At 52.2% G+C, this 24897-nt stretch carries 19 protein-coding genes; 7 read left to right on the top strand and 12 right to left on the bottom strand.

What is annotated here, in order from left to right; genetic code table 11:
• Nucleotides 1-5 precede the first annotated feature (5 nt).
• A complete protein-coding gene (gene nadE / locus B2U90_RS11220) occupies nt 6-1904 on the top strand; it encodes an NAD(+) synthase (RefSeq protein WP_075582209.1) in 1899 nt (632 codons plus the stop codon).
• Nucleotides 1905-2113: 209 nt separating this feature from the next.
• On the opposite strand, the gene B2U90_RS11215 is transcribed toward nadE, so the two are convergent.
• The 9 genes from B2U90_RS11215 to B2U90_RS11175 form a co-directional block, all read right to left on the bottom strand.
• On the bottom strand, nt 2114-5266 hold the full coding sequence (locus B2U90_RS11215) for an efflux RND transporter permease subunit (RefSeq protein WP_292017815.1): 3153 nt from the start codon (nt 5264-5266) through the stop codon (nt 2114-2116).
• Nucleotides 5267-5277: 11 nt separating this feature from the next.
• The gene (locus B2U90_RS11210) at nt 5278-6435 is read right to left on the bottom strand and encodes an efflux RND transporter periplasmic adaptor subunit (protein ID WP_113856068.1); all 1158 of its coding nucleotides are present in this window, start codon (nt 6433-6435) and stop codon (nt 5278-5280) included.
• Nucleotides 6419-7012: a TetR/AcrR family transcriptional regulator gene (locus B2U90_RS11205; protein ID WP_292017814.1), complete on the bottom strand. Its 594-nt coding sequence runs from the start codon at nt 7010-7012 to the stop codon at nt 6419-6421. Before B2U90_RS11205 ends, B2U90_RS11210 begins: the two co-directional genes overlap by 17 nt.
• 171 nt (nt 7013-7183) lie before the next feature.
• On the bottom strand, nt 7184-7696 hold the full coding sequence (thiW, locus tag B2U90_RS11200) for an energy coupling factor transporter S component ThiW (RefSeq protein ID WP_075582208.1): 513 nt from the start codon (nt 7694-7696) through the stop codon (nt 7184-7186).
• Complete coding sequence (gene thiM / locus B2U90_RS11195; protein WP_059077147.1) at nt 7689-8498, bottom strand: hydroxyethylthiazole kinase; 810 nt, start codon at nt 8496-8498, stop codon at nt 7689-7691. The genes thiW and thiM overlap by 8 nt, the downstream gene beginning before the upstream one ends.
• Nucleotides 8499-8509: 11 nt before the next feature.
• The gene (locus tag B2U90_RS11190) at nt 8510-8971 is read right to left on the bottom strand and encodes a YhcH/YjgK/YiaL family protein (protein WP_059077146.1); all 462 of its coding nucleotides are present in this window, start codon (nt 8969-8971) and stop codon (nt 8510-8512) included.
• Nucleotides 8972-8992: 21 nt separating this feature from the next.
• On the bottom strand, nt 8993-9937 hold the full coding sequence (gene ftsY / locus B2U90_RS11185; protein WP_059077145.1) for a signal recognition particle-docking protein FtsY: 945 nt from the start codon (nt 9935-9937) through the stop codon (nt 8993-8995).
• Between the two features lie 2 nt (nt 9938-9939).
• Nucleotides 9940-13494 carry a chromosome segregation protein SMC gene (gene smc / locus B2U90_RS11180; RefSeq protein WP_292017813.1) on the bottom strand — a complete coding sequence of 1185 codons (3555 nt, stop codon included), beginning with the start codon at nt 13492-13494 and terminating at the stop codon, nt 9940-9942.
• A gap of 192 nt (nt 13495-13686) precedes the next feature.
• Nucleotides 13687-14364 (bottom strand): DUF554 domain-containing protein, encoded by a 678-nt coding sequence (locus B2U90_RS11175; RefSeq protein WP_292017812.1) that lies wholly within the window; start codon nt 14362-14364, stop codon nt 13687-13689.
• Between the two features lie 209 nt (nt 14365-14573).
• On the opposite strand from B2U90_RS11175, the gene B2U90_RS11170 reads away from it, so the two are divergent.
• From B2U90_RS11170 to B2U90_RS11160, 3 genes are all read left to right on the top strand, one after another.
• Nucleotides 14574-15527, top strand: a complete 954-nt coding sequence (locus tag B2U90_RS11170; protein WP_059077142.1) for a magnesium transporter CorA family protein — start codon at nt 14574-14576, stop codon at nt 15525-15527.
• Between the two features lie 229 nt (nt 15528-15756).
• Complete coding sequence (locus B2U90_RS11165; protein ID WP_075582204.1) at nt 15757-16104, top strand: MerR family transcriptional regulator; 348 nt, start codon at nt 15757-15759, stop codon at nt 16102-16104.
• A gap of 236 nt (nt 16105-16340) precedes the next feature.
• Nucleotides 16341-17639: a lactate racemase domain-containing protein gene (locus B2U90_RS11160; RefSeq protein ID WP_150824547.1), complete on the top strand. Its 1299-nt coding sequence runs from the start codon at nt 16341-16343 to the stop codon at nt 17637-17639.
• Between the two features lie 104 nt (nt 17640-17743).
• On the opposite strand, the gene pepT is transcribed toward B2U90_RS11160, so the two are convergent.
• The gene (gene pepT, locus B2U90_RS11155) at nt 17744-18991 is read right to left on the bottom strand and encodes a peptidase T (RefSeq protein ID WP_292017811.1); all 1248 of its coding nucleotides are present in this window, start codon (nt 18989-18991) and stop codon (nt 17744-17746) included.
• A 13-nt stretch (nt 18992-19004) separates the two neighbouring features.
• Complete coding sequence (locus B2U90_RS11150; protein ID WP_292017810.1) at nt 19005-20315, bottom strand: aminopeptidase C; 1311 nt, start codon at nt 20313-20315, stop codon at nt 19005-19007.
• A 212-nt stretch (nt 20316-20527) separates the two neighbouring features.
• On the opposite strand from B2U90_RS11150, the gene B2U90_RS11145 reads away from it, so the two are divergent.
• Nucleotides 20528-21289, top strand: a complete 762-nt coding sequence (locus B2U90_RS11145) for an alpha/beta hydrolase (RefSeq protein WP_292017809.1) — start codon at nt 20528-20530, stop codon at nt 21287-21289.
• 113 nt (nt 21290-21402) lie between these two features.
• Here the strand turns inward: B2U90_RS11145 and B2U90_RS11140 are convergent, their stop codons facing one another.
• Nucleotides 21403-22416, bottom strand: a complete 1014-nt coding sequence (locus tag B2U90_RS11140; protein ID WP_059077136.1) for a YeiH family protein — start codon at nt 22414-22416, stop codon at nt 21403-21405.
• Between the two features lie 122 nt (nt 22417-22538).
• Between B2U90_RS11140 and B2U90_RS11135 the strand changes: the two genes are divergently transcribed.
• Nucleotides 22539-23450 (top strand): LysR family transcriptional regulator, encoded by a 912-nt coding sequence (locus B2U90_RS11135; RefSeq protein ID WP_292017807.1) that lies wholly within the window; start codon nt 22539-22541, stop codon nt 23448-23450.
• 27 nt (nt 23451-23477) lie between these two features.
• Nucleotides 23478-24767, top strand: a complete 1290-nt coding sequence (locus B2U90_RS11130; RefSeq protein WP_075582199.1) for a M18 family aminopeptidase — start codon at nt 23478-23480, stop codon at nt 24765-24767.
• Nucleotides 24768-24897 lie beyond the last annotated feature (130 nt).

The following is a 24897-nucleotide window of genomic DNA, read 5'->3' as shown; positions in this document are numbered from 1 at the left end:
ATCTCATGCTGAAAATAGCACTCGCCCAGCTGAACGTCCATCCCGGTGACCCGCGACGGAACGTACAGTCTATGGAACGCTGCATATCCCAGGCAAAAGAGCAGCACTGCCACATCATCGTATTTCCGGAATTGTCGATTCCGGGATATCTCATCGGAGATATTTGGGACCAGCCGGATTATATCCGGGAATGTGTCCGCTTCGGGGAACGGATCCGTGCCCTGTCCGATAGGATCACCATTTTCTTCGGCAATGTCGCCTGCGATGAAACCCGTCTCAATCCCGATGGACGGCAGCGTAAATATAACGCATTGTTTGTAGCGCAGAATGGCCAATTCATCGGTCCGGAACGGTCCCCCTATCCTTACTACATCAAGACACTGATGCCTAATTACCGCGAGTTCAGCGACACCCGGTATTTTACCTCACTACTGCAGGTGTCCCAGGAACGGCACCTCTTCCCGGAAGATTTGATTTCACCGATTACCCTGACCTTCTCCGGCGGTCAGACGCTCCGGGTCGGTCCGCTCATCTGTGAAGACAGCTGGGATGATAACTACCCCTTCAAACCCATGCAGTATCTCCACGACAACTATCCTCTGGATGTATTCATCAATATTTCTAATTCTCCTTTTACCCTCGGCAAGACCCAGCGCCGTCACCGTCTGTTCGGCAAATCCATCGGCCAGTTCAACGTACCGGCCCTGTATGTCAATTGCACGGGCATCCAGAATAACGGCAAAAATATCTATACCTTCGACGGGGCCAGCGGGGCCTATGGCAAAGACGGATCCCTCCATTATGAATGCCCCCTCTTTCATGAAGAACTGGCAATTCTCGATTTCGACGAAACGTCTCATACGTTCGTCAGCCCGCAGAAGCAGAACCCTCAGGAAGAAGAAGTGGCCGACATCTGTCACAGCCTTCAGTACGGCATCCGGTCTTTCATGGAAAATGCCGGCCTCAGCAAGGTCGTACTCGGCGTCTCCGGTGGCATCGATTCGGCAGTCAATGCCGCCTTATACGCTTCCATTCTCCCCAAAGAAAATATTCTCCTCGTCAACATGCCCAGTGTCTACAACTCGTCTATGACCAAAGACCTGGCACAGCAGCTGGCAGATCATATCGGCTGCTACTACACAGTCATACCCGTCCAGGACAGTCTGGAACTGACGCGGAAACAATTCCGGGAAGCACCACTCCTGCAGAATGGCGAAGAAAAAGGCCATCTGGCACTCACCAGTTTCATCGAAGAAAATATCCAGGCCCGGGACCGTTCCAGCCGTATCCTGGCGGCGGCAGCGGCGGCTTTCGGCGGTGTCTTTACGTGCAACGCCAATAAAGCCGAATCATCTGTCGGCTATGCGACACTCTATGGCGACCATGCCGGTTTCCTGGCCGCAACAGCCGATTTATGGAAACATCAGGTTTATGCACTCGCCCGGTATCTGAACGATGTCGTATTCCAGCGGGAAGTCGTTCCCCAGGGCAGTATCGATATCGTTCCCAGTGCGGAATTATCGGCCAGCCAGGACATCACCAAAGGCCAGGGGGACCCCATCGTCTATCCCTATCACGATTACCTGTTCCGCGCCATGGTCGAACGGTGGCAGCGGGTCACACCGGAAACCATCCTCACCTGGTATGCCGAAGGGACACTGGAAAAGCAGATTGGCTGCTCCGTCAACGTCCGGGATGTCTTCCCCACGGCCAAAGCCTTTATCGACGACCTGGAACGGTGGTGGCGCCTCCTGTCGGGCTTTGCCGTGGCAAAACGGATCCAGAGCCCGCCCGTCCTTTCCATCAGCCGACGCTCCTTTGGCTACGACCTGCGGGAAGCCCAGCTGAAACCGTATTACACGACACGATATGAAGAACTGAAACAAACGTTGCTGAACCAGTAACTAAACCGGTACAAAACAAGGGACTGTCTCATGATGACATAAGCCTTCATGAGACAGTCCCTTGCTCTTTATATTTTATAGCAGTCTGTAGTTTTTAGAATTTTTAAATGTTCAGGCAATATCTGCAAACTATAAACTTAAAACTTAAAAAGGAGCTGTCTTCATGGGACAGCTCCTTTTTTACATGGTGTCAGTGAACCTTCACGGAATCATACATCCTGTATCCGCTGTACACCCTGATTCTTCTTTTTCGAACGATGTCCGATGTTTTCTACGATGATGAACAGCATAGGAATGAGGAATACACCGAAGATAGTTGCAACGGATGTACCAAAGACGACAGTAATGCCCATCGTAACACGTGATGCGGCGCCCGCCCCAGTGGCGATGGCCAGGGGGATAGAACCTACGACGAAGGCCAGGGATGTCATGATAATCGGGCGGAGACGGATCTTGGCCGCTTCGATTGCTGCCGATGCGGGATCCATACCCCGTTCATCGACACGGACTTTCGCGTATTCGATAATCAGGATGGCGTTCTTGGCAGCCAGGCCGATAACGGCGAGGATACCAATCTGGAAGTAAATATTATTCTGCTGATTGAACAGATAGGCAAATGCAGAAGCCCCGAACAGGCCGGCCGGCACACTGAACAATACAGCAAAAGGTACCTTCCAGCTTTCGTACAAGGCAGCCAGTACCAGGAATACGAAGAGGATAGCCAGACTGAATACATAAACGGTCTTATTTCCTGCTTCGATTTCTTCACGGCTCATGCCGCTCCATTCGTAGGCATAACCTTCACCGAGCGTATCCTGGGCGATTTCTTTCAATGCATTCAGGGCATCACCAGAACTGTAGCCATTGGCCGGTGCCCCCTGAACAGTAATGGAAGGATAATCATTGAAGCGGTTGATAATAGAAGCAGAACCGATAGGCTTGGGCCGGACAAAATTAGATACCGGTATGAGCTCTCCACTGCTGTTCTTGACATAGAGATGTTTATTGGCATCAATAGACTGGCGGAACTCCGGCGCCGCCTGAATGACGACTTTAAAGTTACGGCCAAAAATGGTGAAATCATTGACCTGATAGGAACCATAGAAGGATTGCAGCGTCGTATACAAATCACTCAGCGATACTCCTTCCCGTGCTACCTTGTCGCGGTCAATATCCAGCTGATAGCCCGGAGTATCGGCAGCAAAGGCCGTATAGACAGAACCGATTTCCGGACGCTGACGGGCAGCGGCGATAAATTTCTGCGTCGTCGCATTCAAATCCGATGTGCCATGACCACCACGGTCTTCAATGACAATGCTGAAGCCGGACGATGTACCCATGCCATCAATAGGAGGCGGATTCAAGGCCATGACCTGTGCCTGAGGAATCTGGTTGCCAAACATCATCGTTTTACCTACCAGCGCATCGACAGACAAATCTTTCGTCTTACGCTGCGACCAGTCATCCATACCCAGGAAAATAGTCATACCATTCGGTTTGGCACCACCAGCCAGGATACTGAAACCGGTAACGTTCATGACGCCCTTGACAGCCGGCTGACTTTGAAGCCATTGTGTCATCTTTGTCGTCAATTTCTTGGTTTCTACCTGCGATGTCCCTTCCGGGAGTGTGGCGTTAACCATGACGAACCCATTATCTTCAGAAGGAACAAATCCCGTAGGCATAACCCTGAAAACAACCCCAGTCAGGCAGCAAAGGAGAAGAAGGAACGCCACGACCCATTTCAGATGGAGCTGGAGATGAGCCAGGCGGATGCCATACCAGTCGATGAGGCGGTCAAAGGCCAGGTTGAATTTCTGGAAGAACTTATAAATGCCCTTCGGGTTGTCATTGGGCTTGTGTATATTCAGGATAGAAGCGCACATGGCCGGCGTCAGCGTCAGGGCGACGAAGGCCGAAATGGCGACGGAAATGGCGATGGTAAAGGCGAACTGCCGGTACAAAATACCACTCATGCCGCTCAGGAAACCGACCGGTATGAATACCGATGCCAGTACACAGGCAACGCCGATAACCGGGTTCTGTACATTGCGCATGGCGATGATCGTCGCCTCCCGTGGCCCCTTGGCATTATACTTGATTTCGTATTCGACGGCTTCGATGACGACGATGGCATCATCGACGAGCAGGCCGATAGCCAGGACCATGGCAAACAGGGTCAGTGTGTTGATGGAGAAATCGAGCACTTTGAAGCTGGCAAAGGTCCCCAGCAGAGATACCGGCACGGCAATGAGCGGAATGAGCGTCGAGCGGCCGCTCTGAAGGAACAGATATACGATGAACGCAACGAGAAGCAGCGCTTCCACGAACGTTTCAATAACTTCTTTAATAGAGGCCCGTACAAACTGTGTACTATCATAGACTACACTGTAATCCATGTCATTCGGGAAAGACTGCTTTGCCTTTTCCAATACTTTTCGTACACCATCGACAGTCTGCATGGCGTTGGCATCGGATGTCAGGCTGACCATGAACCCTGCCGAATTCTGGCCATTATAAGAGCTGGTGACATTATAATCTTTATTGCCAAGATTGACACTGGCAATGTCGCCTATGCGGATCATAGATCCGTCACTGTTAGTGCGGACAATAATATTCTTAAACTGTTCCGCTGTCTGAAGGCGGCCGTCTGTACGCATACTGTACTGATACGTCTGGCTATCTGGCGTAGGCTGTGACCCTACTGTACCGACAGCAGCCTGCGTATTCTGCGATTTAATCGCCGCCATGACTTCGGTCGGCGTTACTTTTAAAATGCTCATTTTCATCGGATTGAGCCAGATACGCATGGCATAGTCCGATCCGAATTCCTGTACGTTACCGACACCAGACACGGATTTTAATTCATCCATGAAGTACTGGGTCGCATAGTTTTTCAAAAACGTTGCATCATACGTGCCACTAGGAGATACGAGCGCAAAAACCATAGCGGTCGAACTCGTTGACTTCTGTACAGTTACCCCCGTCTGCGTTACTTCCGACGGCAGGGTGGACTGAATCTGACTGATACGGTTCTGGGTATTGACCATGTCCATATCATCATTCGTGCCCGTTTTAAACTGGGCCGTCATGGAATACCGGCCATCATCGTTACTGGAGCTGGAAATATAATCAAGCCCGTCAACACCGGTCATCTGACGTTCGATGACGCTGGCTACGGTCGTCCCGATGACTTCCGAGTTGGCCCCGACATATGTCGCCGATACACTGATCTGCGGCGGCGTTACTTTTGGATATTTTGCTATCGGCAATGTCAGCAGAGACAACAGCCCCAGAATGGAGATGACCAGCGAAATGACGATGGCAAAAATAGGCCTGTCTATAAAAAACTTAGATATCACTGTGCTGCCTCCTATTTGGATGTACTATCCGTCGTCGTATCAGAACTGCTTTCAATATCCGTCTTTGTCAGCAGATGCTGATCCAGCGTTGCTCCTTTGGCTTTCTGATACCCGTCGACGATGACTGTATCCCCGTCAGACAGACCGTCGGTGATAATCCAGAATTTTCCGACTTTCTGCCCCGGCGTAACTTCTTTCGTCTGAGCCTTTCCGTCGCTGTCGATGATGGAAATGTAATATTTACCCAATGTCTGCTGTACGGCACGCTGCGGTACAGCCAAAGCATTCCGCTGTACCTGGGTATCGGAAACTACCGTCGCATACAATCCGGGAATGAGCAAATTATCTGGATTGTCGAATACTGCCTTTACGATAATCGAGCCGGAATTGCCATCCATGCCATGGTTGACCTGGACGACGCGGCCTTCATAAGGATAGGTAGATCCGTCGCTGAGGCGCAGGAGCAGGTGATCGCCCCAGCTGCCGGCTCCGGTCTGTTTCGTCATCTGCAGGTATTCCGATTCGCTGATGGAAAATTCGACAAACACGGGATTAGTGGAGGAAATCGTGACCAGTGCGGTAGAACCGGCCGTCGCAAAGGTACCGATAGGTACATCATCGACATTCAGCTTGCCCGAGAACGGCGCATAGACGATGGTATCATCGACGTTGTCCTGGGCGGCATCGACTTGGGCGGCATTGGCTTCTACGACAGCCTGCTGCTGGGCCGTAGCCGCTTCCTGATCGGTGACGATCTGCTGGGCAACGGCATCCTGGCTGGCCAGTGTCTGATAACGGCGCAGGTTCAGTTCCTGATTGGCCAGATTGGCCGCGGCCTGGGCTTGATTGGCCTTGGCCTGAGCCAGAGCCGCATCATAGGTACGGCTGTCCAGACGGAACAAAGCCTGGCCGGCCGTTACTTCCTGACCGCCCTGGACATATTTTTCCACTACCCGGCCGGAAATCTTCGGCCGTACGGGAACTTTATCCGTTGCCGTCACGGTGCCGCTGTATTCTGCTTTGACAGGCGTATCTTCCGCCTGCACCTTGTACGTATTGACGGCGACAGCACCTTTCTGCGCCCCCTGCTGGGCTCCGCAACCTGTCAATAAGGCCGCAACAGTCAGAGCCGTTACGCCCAGTTTAAATAAATCACCCTTCTTTATCATGCAATGTAAGCCCCCTGTCTTTTTTTATTCCATATAAAATAATGCGGATGCACTTTTCCATATATTCTGGAAAAGAATAGTCTTCGTTTTTCTTTTCGATGTAATATAAGATTCCATCGGCGGAACAATGAAGCATATGAATCAGAAGTTCCTTATCGAAATCATAAAACTCATCGTTTTCCTGGGCCTGTTCAAAAATCTGTTCCAGTACTTTCCAGTCCCGTTCGGAATAGGTCTGCATGGTGGCGCAGATTTCCGGCATTTTCGTAAAAATCTCCTTGGCTTTACGCATAGAAAATACCTTGCCGCTGGCATTGACATTAAAATACTCCACCAGTTTCTCTTCTGCCGTAAGATCCGGATCCTGCAGCAATTTCACATGGCGGGTATATACCTCATCCATCAGTGAATATAACGCTTCTATAATCATTTCCTGCTTGGACGAGAAATGTTCATATAAGGTTCTCTTGCTGATGCGGAGACGGCGGGCCAGATCATCCATGTGGAAATTCGGACCATGCAGGCGCAATTCGTCTACCGCCGCCTGTAAAATCTGTTCACGCATATCTATATTCATGCACTCACCCTATCCATCCTCCACTTCAAACCAACACAAGTCTCAAAAATCATCAAAAAACTCAAATAGAAAACTCAGTACCAATTTATAGTTTAATATACGGGACTGCATTAGTCAATGAAAATCTACAGTCCCGCAGGAATTTGTTTCGTTTTAGAACTATCTATTCTGTTATCGTTTCAGCATGTCTTCAACCATCCGTTTCAGCGGAATGATTTTGAGGAAGACAGCCCCGCAGATGGCACCGATGAATGTGTTAGGCAGGAAGGCGACGACAAAAAACCAGAGGGCAACGGCTTTGGAATCGAGGATGAAGGCGGCCAGAGGGTAGGCAACCAGTCCGCCCAGTATGCCCGTACCAAAAATTTCCCCGACGACGGCGCCCCAGATGGACCCGGTCTTCTTATACAGAATCCCCGAAAGGCAGGCGCCGATCATGCTGCCCGGATAAGCCAGAATGGTGCCGACTCCCAGGGCGATGCGGATAGAAGAAATACAGAAAGCACCGGCAACCGAATAGCGCCATCCCAGCAGAACGGCCAGGAGGACATTAATCAAATGCTGCAGGGGAAATACACGGGCGCCCCCAAACGGGAACGATACAAGAGGGGCCAGGAGAACGCCGAGAGCAATAAAAATAGCTGTAAAGGTGAGTTTCTTCAAGTATACATTCTGATTATTCATCGTAATTCAGGACCTTTCCACAGGTAAGATATGTTTCTGTTTGCAACTGGTATAACGCATCGATAAGATGCAGGTGAAACGTACCCGGCCCCTGGGACAGGCGGGCTGCTGTTTCCCCGGCAATTCCCATGGAGAGGATGCCGCTTACAGCCGCCGTAAACGGGCCGGACACGGCCGCAAAGGACGCGATGAGCGATGTCGTCATACAGCCCGTTCCTGTCACATAGGTCAGGAGAGGCGTCCCATTTCCCAGGAGGACGCTGCGCCGGCCATCGGATACGGCATCAACCGGGCCAGTAATGGCCACTGTCGTTTTCAGCAGCCGCGCCAGATGGCGGACTTTTTCTATGGTCATGACTTCTCTGTCATGGCTGTCCACGCCGGGATTGATTCCGCTTCTTCCTGCAGCGAGGCACATCATTTCGCTCATATTGCCCCGGATAACGGTAAGGGGCAGCCGTGCTGCCAGCTGCAGTGCGCCCTGCGTCCGGTACGTCGTACCACCGGCACCTACGGGATCCAGCACGATGGGGACATTCTTCTCTGCTGCCGCTTTACCGGCCCGTTCCATCGCATCTATCGTCCAGGGCTGAAGCGTTCCCATATTGAGGACCAGCGACGAAGCAGCTCCGGCCAATTCTCCTACTTCAGCGGGAGCCCAGGTCATGGTCGGTGATGCCCCTATGGCAAGAGTCGCATTGGCACAATCATTGATGGTGACGACATTAGTTATATGATGGACGAGAGGGCGTTTCTGCCGCAACCGCTGCAGCGCCTCTCCCGCTTCCTGTAATACATTCATGATATGTCCTCTCAGATATGGATTTTCATAATGATTTTACGGACGGGACCGCACAGCCCGTGAGGAGCACACAACGGGCGGTGGCCGTCGCCGGGAAGAAAGATAGCAAAGGTACCCGTTGTCATGAGGACCTGCGTATCATCTTCATAAGAACCGTCGTAGAACCAGATGTCATCATCGGGCCGTGCTTCTACGACCTTGCCCGAGCGGCACAGAGGCTGCCAGCCGATGTATTCTCTCCCGGCCAGTACCATCTGGATATCGATGTAAGACCGGTGCGCTTCTATCTTACGTGCCGACGCGTTTTCCGTCATGACTTCATCGATATTGAAGAAATTCGCTCCCGGAAGTTCATGCCGTCCCGGTTTGAGCAATGACGTATGAAGGGAGGCCAGTTCTTTAATCCAGGGCCGCAGCCATTCCGGCAGTGCCTGTACTTCCGTCTCCCATTGCCTGATATTTCCTGCATACATGAAAATCCCACCCTTCCAGAATTAATCCTCTTCTTGTTCTCTCTTTTCTACATTGCGGTCAAAGAGGGCATCGGCAAACTGGGCCGCATCAAAGGGGCGCAGGTCATCGACGCCTTCACCGACGCCGACCCAGCGCACAGGTACGCCCAGTTCCCGTTTGACCGATAAAATGACACCGCCCTTGGCCGTGCCATCCAGTTTGGTCAGGACGACGCCCGTAAGCGGTACGACATCGCCGAACAACTTGGCCTGGCTGACCGCATTCTGCCCGGTCGTCGCATCGAGGACCAGCAGCGTTTCCTGCGGTGCCCCTTCGATATTGCGGGAGGCCACGCGGGCCATTTTCCGCAATTCTTCCATGAGGTTGGATTTCGTCTGCAGACGGCCGGCCGTATCGACGAGGAGGATATCCGTATGATGAGCCTTGGCCGACGCCGTCGCATCGAAGACGACTGCCGCCGCATCGGCTCCTTCCTGATGCTTCACGATAGGGACGCCCGTGCGGTCCGCCCAGATAGTGAGCTGTTCTGCCGCCGCTGCCCGGAAGGTGTCGCCTGCGGCCAGCATGACCGATTTGCCCTGCTGGGTATAGTATTTGGCCAGCTTGCCAATCGTCGTTGTCTTGCCGACGCCATTGACGCCGACGATAAAGATGACATCGGTCGTACCGGTGCAATCCGGTACGGGGTCGTTATTTTCTTCCAGAAGGGCTACGATGCACTTTTCCAGGTAAGGAATGACATCATCGCCATTCTGGATTTCCCGGCTCTTTACGCCGCTGCGGATCTGGTCGAGAAGATATTCCGTCGTTTCCACTCCTATATCGCCGGTGAGCATGACCGCTTCCAGATCATCGTACATCTCGTCATCAATTTTGGCATACCCGCGTACGACGGTCTCGATGTTCTTAATGAGCGAGCCTTTCGTTTTTTCCAATCCCTTGCGTAATCTTGAAAAAAATCCCATAATTAACTTCCTTTCTCTATCATATCGTCTACTTTAACGGTAAGCAGGCGGGATACGCCTTTTTCTTCCATGGTCACGCCCTGGAGCGTATTGGCTGCCTCCATCGTCTTGCGCCGGTGGGTGATGACGATGAACTGGGTCGTGCCACTATAATTCTTCATATACCTGGCCATGCGGATGACATTGGCTTCATCGAGGGCTGCATCAACTTCGTCAAACAGTACGAATGGTGCCGGATGGTAGGCCAGGAATGCCAGCAGCAGGGCAATGACGGTCAGCGCCCGTTCACCGCCGGAAAGGAGCGTCAGTGGCTGCTGCTTCTTTCCTGGCGGCTGAATGAGGATGGACACGCCGGACTGCAGAACATCCTGGCTGCCGGTCAGGGAAATATGGGCCGTGCCCCCGCCGAAAAGCTGGCTGAATATGCGCTGGAAATGACGGGCAATTTCAGCAAAAGCCTGGCTGAACTGACTGGACATGGCCTGGTCGATTTCTGCCACGACGATCTGCAGCCGTTTCCGCGATTCCAGCAGGTCTTCGCACTGGCGATGGTAAAAGTCCCGTTTATCTACGGCGTTCTGATATTCCGTATCGGCATTGGGATTGATTTGTCCCAGGCCGGCAATCTGCTGACGCAAACGCGATACGCGTTCATTCAATTCGCGGAGAGCGCCTTCGCGGCGCCGTTTCATCGCCTCTTCCCGGCTCAGTCCCTGCCGGGCCAGGTGTTCTTCTCCCCGTTCAATCTCGCCACGGTACTTTTCCTGTTGCACTTCTGCCGCATGGACGCGCTGATTCCACTGTTCCTGTTCGTCCCTAAAGTCGTTTATCTGCTGTTCCAGCTCCCGGCTCTTCTCAAAATCGGCTTCCCGTGAAACATAAAAGGCCTTTTTTTTCTCATCCTTGGCCTTCGTTTCTTTTTCTTTTTCCCGGATATGCGTTGTCAGGTCCTGCAGCAGCTGCCGCGTTTCGTCCTGACGCCGCCCGATGGATGCCAGCCGGTCTGCCGCTTCTTTCGAGGCATCGGCGGCCTGCCGGGACAATTCTTCGTGCTGGCGGATCTGCTCTTCCAGATGACGGATCTGTTCTTCCAGGGTAGCCAGCGCTACCTGCCGGTCGGTCAGGGCATGACGGCACTGTTCCAGTTCGTCCTGTGCCCGCTGCTGTTCTTCTTCCAGTACTTTCGTATCGGCCGGCTTTTCGTCCATCCAGGCTGCGTACGTTTCCTCTTTCTGTACCAGCTCTGCCTGGATGTCCGACCGGGCCGCATACAGCTTCTGCAAGGTCTGTCCGGCCTCACGGGCCCGTTCCCGGGCCTGTTGTTCTTCCCGTTCCATGCTCTGCAGGCTAAGCTGTAGTTTCTGCTGCTCCATATCGGCCTGCCGGCAGGTCTGCTGCTGCCGGGATGCGGCCTTGTCTGCTTCGCCGGCCGCGCGGCGCAGGTCATTTCCCCTTTGGACCAGTTCCTGCAGCTTTTTCTCCGCTGCCGCCGCTTCCTGCTTCAAATCCTGCAGGGCCGCCCGCCGGCTGATGAGGGATCCTTCCCGGTTTTTTACGCTGCCGCCAGTCAGTGAGCCCCCGGCATTGAACAATGTCCCATCAAGACAGACGATACGCAGCCGGTGCTGGTATGCCCGGGCTGCGGCAGAGGCGGCATCGGCCGTTTCTGCTACGAGCGTCTTATGGAGGAGAGATGAAAAAACAGGCTTGTACTTGTCGTCATACTGTATCAGATCGTCGGCAAAGCCGATGATGCCTGCCATGGCAGAAGCCGCTTCTTCGTCACGGGTCCGGCTGCGGGGCCGCACCGTATCCAGCGGCAGGAAGGTCGTCCGGCCGGCATGGCGTTCTTTCAAATAGGAAATAGCCTGCCGGGCCGTCCGTTCATCGTCGGTCACCACGTGTTGGGATGCTCCGCCCAGGGCGATGTCCAGGGCCGTCGCGTAAGCTGCCGGTATGGTACACAATTCGCCGACGACGCCACAGATACGCGGCCGCCACGGAAGCTGTGCCAGTAATACGGCTTTTACGGCACGGCCCAGTCCTTCATGTTCCTGTTCCATGCTTTCCAGCACGCGGATGCGCTGGGAAAGGGCCGCCGTCTTTCCCTGCAGGCTGCGGTACACCTGTTCTGCCTTCCGGAGCTGCTCATTGGCCTCCTGATGCTTTGCTTCCCACGTCTTACAAAGAGCCGACGAAGACTGGAACTGCTGTCTGGCCTGTTCCAGATCATCCCTGACCTGTTGCACGGCACCGGCCATGCGGGATGCAGCCTGTTCCTGATCCGTCTTCGCCTGTTCCAGTCCGCCGGCCTGACTGCGGTTCTCTTCCAGGCGGCGGCGCAAATCTTCCATATCCCGTGTCAGGACGAATACATCCTGCTGCCTCCGGGCACTCTCTGTCTGCACCTGTGCCAGGGCATCGGCAGTTTTGCAAGCTTTTTCCCCGGCCTGGCGGAACAGTTCCTCTGTCAGGGAAAGGCCCTGACGGGCTGCATCCCGTTCCTGTTTTTTCCCTTCCAGCTGACTTGTATAGGCGGCCTTTTGTTCCTTGATCTGCCCTTCCTTTTTTTCCGCTGCCTGGACATCCTGCCCGGCCTGGCGGAACGATTCGGCCAGTTCCTGCTGGCGGCTGGAAAAGGCTTCGTGCCGGCTCTTCATGCTGTCCAGTTCATTGTGGACGGCCAGGGTCTCTTCATCGAGGCGCTGCAGGGCCGAATTTTCTTTTTCCATGCGCGTCACCAGCTGCTTCCGCAGGGCTGCCGCCTGTTCCAGTTTTGCCGTGACTGTATCCCGTTCCTGCTGAGCCGTGATGCGGTTATTTTCCGCTTTGGAAAGAAGTCGTTCGGCGTTGCGCAATTCCTGCAGGGCCAGCGTACCTTCATAGGCCAGCCGTTCGCCGTCCAGTTCCCGGAACGTCTGCAGCCGCTGTGCCTGTTCTTTCATCGGTTCCAGCTGGTCTTCCAATACACTCATCATATCGTGGATGCGTTCGAGGTTATGTTCCGTTTCTTCTATCTTGCGCAACCCGTCCTGTTTGCGGCTTTTATAGCGGCTGATACCAGCCACTTCTTCGAAGATGATCCGCCGTTCTTCCGGCTTGCTGTTCAGGATGCGGTCTACCCGGTTCTGGCCGATGACGGCCATCGAATCCTGGCCGATGCCCGTATCGGCAAAGAGGAGATGAATATCCTTGAGACGGCACGGCCGCTTATTAATGAAAAATTCACTTTCACCGGAACGAAATATGCGTCGTGTCACGACGACTTCCGTAAATTCGACGTCGAGCTGATGGTCGCTGTTGTCGAAATACAAAGATACTTCGGCCGCACCCTGGGGACGCCGCTTTTCCGTACCGGAAAAGATAATATCTTCCGACTTCTGGCCGCGCAGCTGGCGGACGTTCTGTTCGCCCATGACCCAGCGGATAGCATCGGAAATATTGCTCTTGCCGCTGCCGTTCGGCCCGACAATAGCCGTGATGCCTTTATCAAATGTCAGTGTTGTCTTATCTGCGAACGATTTAAATCCCCGCAGCTCCATCTTTAGTAATTGCATAGGCTGCCAACTTTCCCATCCAGATATCCCTATGGATAGGAGTCTGTCGTCATACCCATAGTCTTTCTGCTGTAATAAACATATTCTATCATACCATAGATATGTGAAAACACCAATATAGGAGTGGAAAAGAATGAGTAATAAAAAAACCGCAACAAATGACTCTATCATGCCATTTGTTACAGTTTTTTCTCAGCCGATGAAATGATAATAAATCATCGGTATGAACAAGGCCGGGAGGAAATCAGCAATTTTCAACTTTGTCGTGCCGAACATGTTGAGGGCTATCCCGAGGATCATGATGCCGCCTACGGCATTGAGCTCCCGGATGACATCGGCCGTCATGAGCGGCAGAAAGAGTGTTGCCAGCACGTAGAACAATCCCTGGTACACCAGGACGACGAGTCCCACCGGCACGATTCCCAGGCCGTATATGGTCGCAAAGATAAAAGCCGACGTAAAATCGAGGACGCTCTTAAAATACAACAGTTCATTATTACCGAGAGCTGCCTGGACCGGACCCAGGATTGCCATGGCACCGATGACCTGCATGGAAGACAAGGTGACAAATCCCTTGACGAAATTCGATTCATTGCCTGCACGGAGCCGTTTTCTCAGAAATTCCCCGAACTGCTTCATATGGTCCTCTATATGCAGCGCCGTCCCAACCAGCGTACCTACGATCATACTGGCCAGTACGAGGATGAGATTCTGCGTCGCTACGGCAGCCTGTATCCCCATGACGGCGACACACAGAGAAATGACGCCGAAAATGGCCTGCGTATAATGCTGGGGAATCCCCCGTTTCAGAAAAAATCCAATAAGCGCTCCCAAAGAAGTCATACAACCATTGAGTATGACAGCCAACATAATCCATTCCCCCATATCATAGAAAATAAAGCCATTTTATTATAGCAAATTCCCCTATTCCCCGCCACCATTACCTTGCCAGAGGCAGGCAGCTGCGATTTTACCGGATCCTTACATTTAATATGGCCTTTTCTCTTGACGAATGAGTAAATTATGATTATATTGTAGTTTGGACTTACAACACATACAAAGGGAAAGGGGCTGCCATCATGATTCAAGTCTATAAACACAATAATGGCCATCTGGAAGACAATATTTCTCTCGCCTCTGCTGAGAAAGGCTCCTGGATACATGTAGTCAACCCCGATTCAGAAGATCTCCAGCTCGTTTCCATGGTAACGGAAATTCCGACGGACGTCCTCAAGACTTCCCTGGATACGGAAGAACGGTCTCACGTGGAACTGGAAGATAATTATATCTTCATCGTCATCAACATTCCTATCATCCTGGAAACAGACAGCTATGATACACTGCCGCTGGGCATCTTCATCACGCCGGACTTCATCATTACCCTGTGCATTCAGGAAACGGAAGTCATGCGCACCTTCACGGAAAACAAATATCCCCTGTTTTATACATTCAAAAAAACGCGCTTTCTCTTCCAGATTCTGTACCGCACGGCGACGCTCTTCCTGCGGTATTTGCAGCAGATCAACCACCGGACCGATGACATCGAAAAAGACCTGCGCCATTCCATGCAGAATAAAGAATTCTTCCTGCTGCTGGAATTACAGAAATCACTGACTTACTTCACATCGGCCCTGCGAGGCAACGGCATCGTCATGGAAAAACTCATGCGCCTGCGCCGTAACACGGCCCTGCATCATCTGCTCAAGATGTATGAAGAAGACGAAGACCTCCTGGAAGATGTCATCATCGAAAACAAACAGGCTATCGAAATGGTCGAAATGTACTCCAACATCCTCATGAACATGTCCGATACTTTTGCATCGATCATATCCAACAATCTCAACATTGTCATGAAATTTCTCGCCTCGATTACGATCATCCTGGCCGTGCCGACGATCATCTTCAGCCTCTGGGGTATGAACGTTCCCGTTCCCTGGGCCGAAGACCCCTTGGGCTTCCCTATCATCATCGCCATTGCCGTCCTCTGCTCCGGTGCTGCCGTCGCCCTGCTCTGGCTCAAGCATTTATTTTAAGAAATACAATTTCGCAAAAAGCTGCCCCATCAGGCGGTCAGTCTGCTCATGATATGCTCTCTTCCCGGTAGACAAGTGACACAATACAAGCTTGTTTACCGGGAAGGGAGCATTTTTATGAAAAGGCACAAGTTCAAAGCAAGCGTAAGATAGCGTAAAATACCGTCAAAAGACCTGTTGACTTAGACTGTACTCCATCATTTATAATACGGACTAAGAGGTGATACCATTGAAGATCAAAGAAGTCAGTGAAAAGTATAATCTGACCCCTGATACATTGCGATATTATGAACGAATCGGCCTTATCAGCCAGGTGCCGCGCAATAAAAACGGCATCCGTGAATATACCGATGAAAATTGTGCCAGTATTGCGTTCATCAAATGCATGCGTGCCGCCGATGTCTCAATTGAAGGTCTGGCTGCCTATCTGAAATTATACCGCCAGGATGGTGATACCCGGTCTGCCCGCCGGAAAATCCTCCTGCAGGAAAAGCAGCGTCTGAGCGAACGGATGCGCCATATGCAGGAGGCACTGGACCGCCTCGACACCAAACTTCGCCTTCTCGATGAATCATAATATATTAATGGAAATATAGGAAATCTGTTACAGGCTGTCCTGCAGATCATTGCCCAAACCTGCAGGACAGCTTTTTCGCGTACCTTCTGCTACGCATTTCTGTCAAGCCAGGTGTCTATTCTATACCTTTTAATCATAGTTTTATGAACCAGTGGTATACTATAGGTAAAGAATTCATCGTCCGGTTTCATCTTTGTTCCCACTTACTGAGAATACCGGCAAAGGAGGTACTATGTATGAAATTCCCAAAACTCGACAAAAAATCGCTCACTGATGGCATCACGATTCCTCATATGGTCCGCGTCCGCCAGACCTTTCCCGATGAATACCTGACCGATCCCGTAGGCGAACTACAGAAGCAGCTCTCCGCCCATGAAGGCGAACTGGCTCCGGCTGTAAAAGGCCAGCGTATCGGCATTACGGCCGGCAGCCGTGGCGTACCGTATTACAAAGAACTGCTCCGCCTTTTGTGCCGCCAGCTGCAGGAATGGGGAGCCAGCCCCTTTATTTTCCCGGCCATGGGCAGTCATGCCGGTGCGACAGCAGAAGGACAGAAACAGCATCTGGCCCAGTTCGGCATCTGCGAAGAGTACCTGGGCGTACCGGTCATCTCTACCATGGAAACAGTACAGGTAGATCAGCTTCCCGATGGCATGCCGGTCTATTGCGACAAAGCCGCCTACGAAGCCGACGGGATCATTCTGTTCAACAAAATCAAACCGCACACCCATTTCAAAGCGCCCCATGAATCGGGTCTCTTGAAAATGATCTGCATCGGCGTGGGAAAACACCGCGGCGCCAGCGCATTTCATTCCTTGGGCTACGATCACTTCGGCGAAAACCTGGAACGCGTATCGGAAGCCTTCCTGAAGAAAGTACGGGTATTCTTCTCGGTCGGGCTGACCCAGAGTCCCTCCGACCATATCGGCCACCTGGAAGTCATCCCGACTCCCCGTTTATTTGAAGAAGATGCCCGCCTGCAGCAGCTGGCACGGGCAGAAATGCCCCACCTTTTGCTGCCCCGTATCGACGTGCTGGTCATCGATGAAGTCGGCAAGGAAATCAGCGGCGCCGGCATGGACCCCAACGTAACGGGCCGTACGGAACGGGAAAGCCAGTTTGCAGGTTTCCACAAACTGGCACCGGATATCGAAAAAATCGTCCTGCTCGATATTACGGAAAAGGCCCACGGCAATGCAACCGGAGCCGGCGTAGCCGATATCATCAGCTATCGCTTCGTCAATAAAATCGATTTTGCCATGACCTATACAAATATCATCACAGCGAAGTCATTCCACATGGGCGCTATGCCGCTATATGCCAACAGCGATAAAGATGCCATTGAAATGGCTATTGCCCATTCCTTCCTGCCCGACCCGTCACAGGCAAAAGTGGTCCGCATCAAAAATACGATTTCCCTGAATGAACTGGAATGCTCCGTTGCCTGCATCCCTGATATCCAGAAAATTCCCGCCATGGAAGTCATATCGGATCCCTATGACTGGAAATTCAATGAAGAAGATAATCTCTGGTAAGTATATTTACAATATCTGCCAGTGTTATCAAAAGTTTTACCTCATTCTAACGAAGGGGCTGCCTCACTATCAGGCAGCCCCTTTGCTATAACCGTTCTATATCTTTATTTCTCTTTACCAGCCGCTAATTTGATGATTTCTATAACCGTTTCACAGGACTTTTTCAATGAATCCAGTGGCAGGTATTCAAACCGCCCGTGGAAATTGGCTCCGCCCGTGAAGAGGTTGGGACAGGGCAGTCCCCGGAAGGAAAGCTGGGCCCCGTCCGTACCGCCCCGGATAGGCGCTACGACCGGTGTTATGCCGACGGCCTTCATGGCGTCCTTTGCCAGATCCACTACATCCATATGACCGTCGCGTATGACATCGAGCATGTTGTAATACACGTCGTGTTCCTTGATGACGACCGTATGATCGCCGTATGTTTCGTTGAAAAAACGGGCCATGTTGCGGAGATACTGTTTCCGCGCTTCAAAGCGATCCCGGTCGTGGTCGCGGACGAGCATGTGGAGGGTGCATTGTTCGACTCCGCCGCTTATTTTATAGACATGGAAAAAGCCGTCCCGGCCTTCCGTATATTCCGGTTTTTCTCCTGCCGGGAGCATCTGCTGCCATTTTGAGGCAAGAGAAATGGCATTGATCATCTTTCCTTTGGCATCTCCCGTATGAACGCTGCGGCCATACAGGGTAATGACTGGATTGGCAGCATTGAAATTTTCATATTCCAGCCCGCCGAGTTCACCGCCATCTACGGTATAGGCGAAATCAGCGGCGAATTTTGCCACATCAAAGAGATGGGCACTGCGCCCCGTTTCTTCATCCGGTGTAAACCCGATGCGGACGGTTCCGTGCGGAATTTCCCGATGATGGAGCAGGTATTCTGCCGCAGTGACAATCGCCGTCATCCCGGCCTTGTCATCAGCTCCGAGCAGAGTCTTTCCGTCGGTCACCATGATATCCTGTCCCTTATACGCCAGAAGCCGGGGGAAATCCTTCGGGGACAGGATGATGTGTTCTTCCCGATTGAGGACGATATCCCCGCCATCATAGGCCGTGACAATGTGAGGCTGGACGGGGCTTCCCGGGGCATCAGGACTCGTATCGAGATGGGAAATAAAGCCTACTACAGGCGCCTTCTCTACCCCATTGGCCGGCAGCGTCGCCATGACATAGCCGTTTTCATCGAGAGACACATCACGAAGTCCCAGCCGTTTCAATTCATCAGCCAGATACTGGGCCAGTACGGTCTGTCCCTTCGTACTCGGGCAGACCGTGTCGTTATCTTCATCGGACTGGGTATCAAAGGACACGTATTTCATGAAACGGTTTACCAGAATATCTCTGTCTATCATGTCAGATTCCCCCTTACACATCTTCATCCCAGGCATTGATGACAACGGCTTCTTTCTTCAGCATATCCAGCTGGGCCGGGCTGAAGTGTTCCCGGCGTATGACGGCTTCGTAGACGAATTCATTGAAATACGCTTCGGAGCAGACGAAATAGCCTTTGTCTCCCACGTCCTTGCCCCAGGAATTTTCTATCTTCCAGCGGTCCGGACGGCCCGATTCATCGAAATGGACTCCCGTCAGGATCATCGCGTGCGTAGCGGAGCTGCTTCTATATTCCAGTCTCTTTCCTTTGGGCATGGCCGTAGAAAAGCCGCCAAGGAGCGCTTCATAGCGCACGCTGTCCGGGTCCCAGACGCCTTCTTTGCGCGCACCGGCCGCGCCGGCATCACAGGCAAACCATACGGCCTGTCCGGCCTTTAACTGCCTGATGCACAACTCTTCCAGTTCTTCCTGGGGAATATTGAGAGCCGTCATGTCGCGGTCTGCCATATTTTCCGTTCCGTGAAACCGGATGGGAGTATTCATCGGCTTATCTGCCGTCGGTTCATTGATGACCGGCACGTACTGGTCCAGGTCCAGTCCGACATATCTTTCATAGAAGGACTGCGGTGTCAGGTTTCGTTCTTCATGGAAGGTGCCGTCAGCATCGCGGTAGGCGAAATCAAAGGTTTCAACGGGCTGCCCGAAGGCAATGCATCCGGCTTTGTAGACTTCCCGCATCATTTCCATCTTCCGCGCATACGGGTCTTTGCCCGTAAGGACCAGTTCCCGCAATTCCATAGCGTCTTTGCGCAGAAGCTTATTGATTGTAGCTACAAAATGATCCGTGTGTTCTGACTGATACGTTTCTGGCTGCACCTGTTTGGGAACGACACCGTATTTTTTTATCAGGTCTGCTGCTTCACACCAGTATCCGCCATCGCTCATACCGCGCAGGATATACTGCATGCACTGTCCCTTGAGCGGTTCATCGGCATGGTCGATGACCATCTGGAGGAAATTATTGGCCTTTTCCAGTTTGTCATAAAAGGACAGGTAATTCTGGGACAATTCAAATTCACTCAGGTGACACGTATCTGCCACGATTTCTCTGAGTATATTAAGGGCGGCAAAGAGCCAGCAGCGGCCTGATTTCTGCTGGGCCGTAATGCCTCTCGTCCTGACTTCTACAGAAAAAGCACCTTTGAGCCGTGCCGCCGCGCCGGGCACATAAGACAGGCCTGCCATATCGGTTTTGGCAAGGGCCGCATGTAGGACCGGAGCTGTCGTATCGGCCTCATAAGCCGAGCGGAACTGCTGCAATACATCTGTCGTAATCGTTTTCATACCATAGCGCCTCACTTATCAGTCAACTGTATCGGAAAGCATAGCTCTCCTATAGGTTATTGTACCACACCCGGGGCACTGTGGCGATACAGGTACAGCAGTCAGTCCATAGCATTTAATTATAAACCATGCATATTTTCTAAACAGGCAATTTCTGCTATACTTATTTCGTAACAAATACAAATTTTAACACTTAAAAGAGGCATTACGTCATGGAAAAACGATTTGACATTAATAAAGACGGCTATAGTATCCGCTGCCGGCTGATTTTCAGTGACCATGAGAAAACGGCCCGCACCTTTTCTCATATCGTCCTGGTCACCCATGGATTCGGAAGCAGTAAAGACACGGCCGGTACACAGCATTTTGGCGAACATCTGGCATCGAAATACAGTGACTATGCGGCCCTCGCCTTTGACTGGCCCTGCCATGGAGAGGACGCCCGGAAAAAACTGACCATCGAAGAATGCATGACCTATCTCGATCTGGTCATACAGTACGCCCGTGAAGAACTTCAGGCGGAAACGCTTTACATCTACTCCACCAGTTTCGGTGGCTACGTCACGCTCCGCTACCTGATTGAACGGGGAAATCCTTTTAAAAAAATAGCCCTGCGCTGCCCGGCCGTCAATATGTATCAGACTATGTGCGATTTTATTCCCGAAGCAGATAAGACTAAACTCAACAAAGGAAAGGAAATCCAGATCGGGTTTGAGCGGAAGATGAAAATCGACCAGCACTTCCTCGATTCGCTCCGGGATTTCGATATTATGAAGCAGGAGTATTTCGACTATGCCGACGACATGATCGTCATCCACGGGACAAAGGACGAAATGGTCCCTATAGAAGCATCCCAGCGGTTCGCCGAAAACAACGTAATCGAATTCATCCCCGTGGAAGGCGCCAACCACCCCTTCCAGAACCCGAATCACATGGCCCTGGCTATTCACAAGATCATCGAATTTTTCAGCTGATACAGACGGATATACAAAAAAGACTGCCCCTGTATGATTCTGCGGCAGATTCAGTAATCTGACGCAATGGATCATCACAATAGGCAGTCTCTTTATATTTATGAAGCATATATTTAGATAAAATAATGGGAGGCAATGAACCAGCCCAGCCCCAGTATGATAAAGGAGCACAAAAAGGCTCCCGCCATGGGACGGACCCCTTCTTTGGCAATGACGCTGAAATTGACATTCAGGCCTAATGCCGCCATAGCCATTCCCAGAATGACATAGGCCGCCTGTACAAAATACGGGACCAGTATTTCAACAGCCGGCACATACGAACCGATGGCACTGGCCAGTATGAACCCTCCCATGAACCAGGGAATGGGGATTTTCATGTCCTGCTTGCTATCGTCGTTCCGCCGGTTGCGCCAGGCTTCGAGAATCCCCACGATAATGGCGACCGGGGCCAGCAACAGGACACGGGAAAGCTTGGCGATGATGGCACTATCCGTTCCTACCGGCCCTGCACTGCCGCCGGCAGCCACGGCATGGGCGATTTCATGAAGGCTGAGGCCGGCCATGACACCGAACTGGCTGTCCGTAAATCCCAGCAGCGGCTGCAGTCCGACTTCGATCAGGGTAAATACCGTTCCCAGTACGGCCACGACAGCTACGGCCAGGACAGACTGGCTGGCTTTGGCTTTTACCGTCCCCGATATACCCATGACGGCAGCAGCCCCGCAGATGCTGCATCCACAGGCCGTAAGAAGTGCCAGCGTATGATCGACCCGGAATAACCGTGCCATGCCATAATTGATGAGGATCATCACCGCAACGACGACGACAGCCGCTTCCAGACTGTGCAGCCCCGACGTCATCAGGATGACCAGATTCAGTTTGAATCCCAGCAGGATAATACCGGCCCGTAAAAATTTATTGGCAATGAATCCCGTGCTTTCCCGGGCCGTCAGGGTCAGCGTACGGAAGAGCTGAAACGCCATACCCAAAAGCAGAGCCAGCACAAGATGGCCAATCAGGGAAAACCCCGGCAGCTTTGCCAGCTGCCAGCCTGCCAAGGAACAAGCCAGTGTCAGGATGACCCCGACAGAGGCACGATGCCATTCCACAAATTTCATGTTACTCATTTTTGTCCACTCCTCTATTTCTCGTTGCGATGGAATAAGTATACCGCGCCTCTTTTCATATGGAAAATACCGATATATAATATATACCATAAGTAAATACTTATACTAACAGAGGTAATCTCATGACTATCCGCCACTTACAAATATTTATCGCCGTCTGCGAAACCATGAATATGACCCACGCTGCCCGGCAGCTGCACATCAGCCAGTCATCCATTACCCAGGCCATCCATGAACTTGAAGATCACTATGGGCTGTTGCTGTTCCATCGTCTGGGCCGGCGTATCTTCGTGACTGCTGCCGGCCAGCACCTCTTGCAATATGCCTACCAGATTACATCCCTCATCGAAAAAGCAGAAACGGGGATGAAATCCCTGCAAAATCAGATTCCCATACGTCTGGGTGCCAGCATTACCATAGGGGAAGTCCTGTTGGTCGAATTACTGCAGCACGAACACGTACGGCTGCCCGGGCAGGAAATCCTCTCAGAAATCCACAACACCAAAGAACTGGAACAACGGCTTATGGAAGATAAACTGGACCTGGCTCTCATCGAAGGCCGCCTGACATCTCCTTACCTCACGGCCCTTCCATTCCTGACAGACGAACTGACGGCCATTGCCGCTCCTCAAAATCCCTGGAGCCGGAAGGAAATCCGCCAGTGCCACGATCTGGACCATATCCCTGTATTTCTGAGAGAGTCTGGCAGCGGCACGCGGGAATTGTTTGCCCGCATCATGGACGATCACGCCATTCCCTATCATGTCTGCGGCGTCTACAATAATTCCGAAGCCATCAAAAAAGCCGTCATAGCCAATCTGGGGACAGCCTTTCTCTCGCGCCGCCTGGTACAACGGGAAATCGAAGAGGGACTTCTATGTGAACTTCCCCTGCCGGGCCTTTCATTTCAGCGTATCTTCCAAATCGTCTACCATAAAGATAAATTTCTCACGCCATCCATGACCCACATCATCCGGGAATGCCTCACCATCCAAAACTGGCTGCCGGGGACCCACCCCGGCGAGGGTATCTGAGATAGTTAAGAAACGGAGGTTTGTTCTATGAATCGTGTACAAGCAGGATTATTTGATTTTCTGGAAAAGGCCGTATCCCCCTTCCACTCGGTTAAAGCAGGTATTTCCCTGCTGGAAGAAAAAGGATTTACGCCTCTTTCCTTATCTCATACGTGGTCACTGACGCCGGGAAAGGCATACTATACCCGCGTATTCGGTTCGACGCTCCTGGCATTCCGCATCGGCAGGAAGCCGCGTAGTCACCTGCACATCGCCACGGCCCATACGGATTTCCCCTGTCTGCGCATCAAGCCCCATGCGGCGATTCAGACACAGCAGTACGGGAAACTCAATGTCGAAGTATATGGCGGCATGATCCGAAACACCTGGCTGGACCGCCCGCTGTCTCTGGCCGGTAAAATCGTGCTCCGCAGTGACGACGCCTATCATCCGGATGTGCGCTATGTCGATGCCCGCCGCCCTCTCCTTACGATTCCTCACCTGGCAATCCATATGAATCCCACGGTAAATGAAGGGGAAAAACTGAATCCCCAGAAAGACATGCTCCCCTTGTTCACCCTGACTGACCGGGATTCTTCCGGCGATGACCGGTCCGTTTTCCTGCAATTTCTGGCAGACGAATTTTCCCTGCAGGCAGCCGATATCCTGTCGTACGAATTGACGGTGTATCCGACAGAACCGCCTTGTCTCTTGGGGCGGAATAATGAATTCATTTCCGCCTCCCGCCTGGATAACCAGACATCGGTATATGCCTGCCTCATGGGCCTGATCCATGGCACCAGTACGGATGGAATCAATCTCATCGCCCTCTTTGACAATGAGGAAGTCGGCAGCCGCAGCAAGCAGGGGGCCGCATCACTCGTCTGCCCTCAGATCCTGCAGCGGATATACACCGGACTCGGATATACGGAATCGGAATTATGGGCCGATATGAGCGGCGGATACGTCTTCTCCCTCGATGCCGCCCACGCGTACCACCCCAACTATCCCGATAAAACCGATCCCACCAACCTCCCCGTCCTCAACGGCGGTCCGGTCCTGAAAATAGCCTGCAGCCAGACCTATGCGGGCGATGCCGAGGCGATTGCCATCGCCCGCAGCCTCTGCGAAAGCCAAGATATCCCCTGTCAGTTTTTCCTGAACCGCTCGGACATGCGCGGCGGCTCTACCCTGGGATCTCTCCTGTCGGCCAACATGCCCATGCGCACCATGGACATCGGACTGCCACTTTTGGCCATGCACTCTGCCCGGGAAACCATGGGAGCAGCAGACCAGGAAGCCCTGCAAAAACTGATGACCCTGTTCTTCAGCCGGTAACCGGGAAAAGCAAACGAGGCTTACCGCATGATAGCAACTGTTTCATGCGATAAGCCTTGTCTGTTTAGTATGGGGACGGTATATTTCGATGAAACCTTATTTTGTCTAGTGAACGTACCCCCGTCTATAG

The sequence above is a fragment of the Megasphaera sp. UBA4233 genome, from assembly GCF_002395615.1.
GTDB lineage: Bacteria > Bacillota > Negativicutes > Veillonellales > Megasphaeraceae > Megasphaera > Megasphaera hexanoica.
The sequence above is the reverse complement of the archived record's forward strand: the minus strand, read 5'-3'. Positions and strand labels throughout refer to the sequence as shown.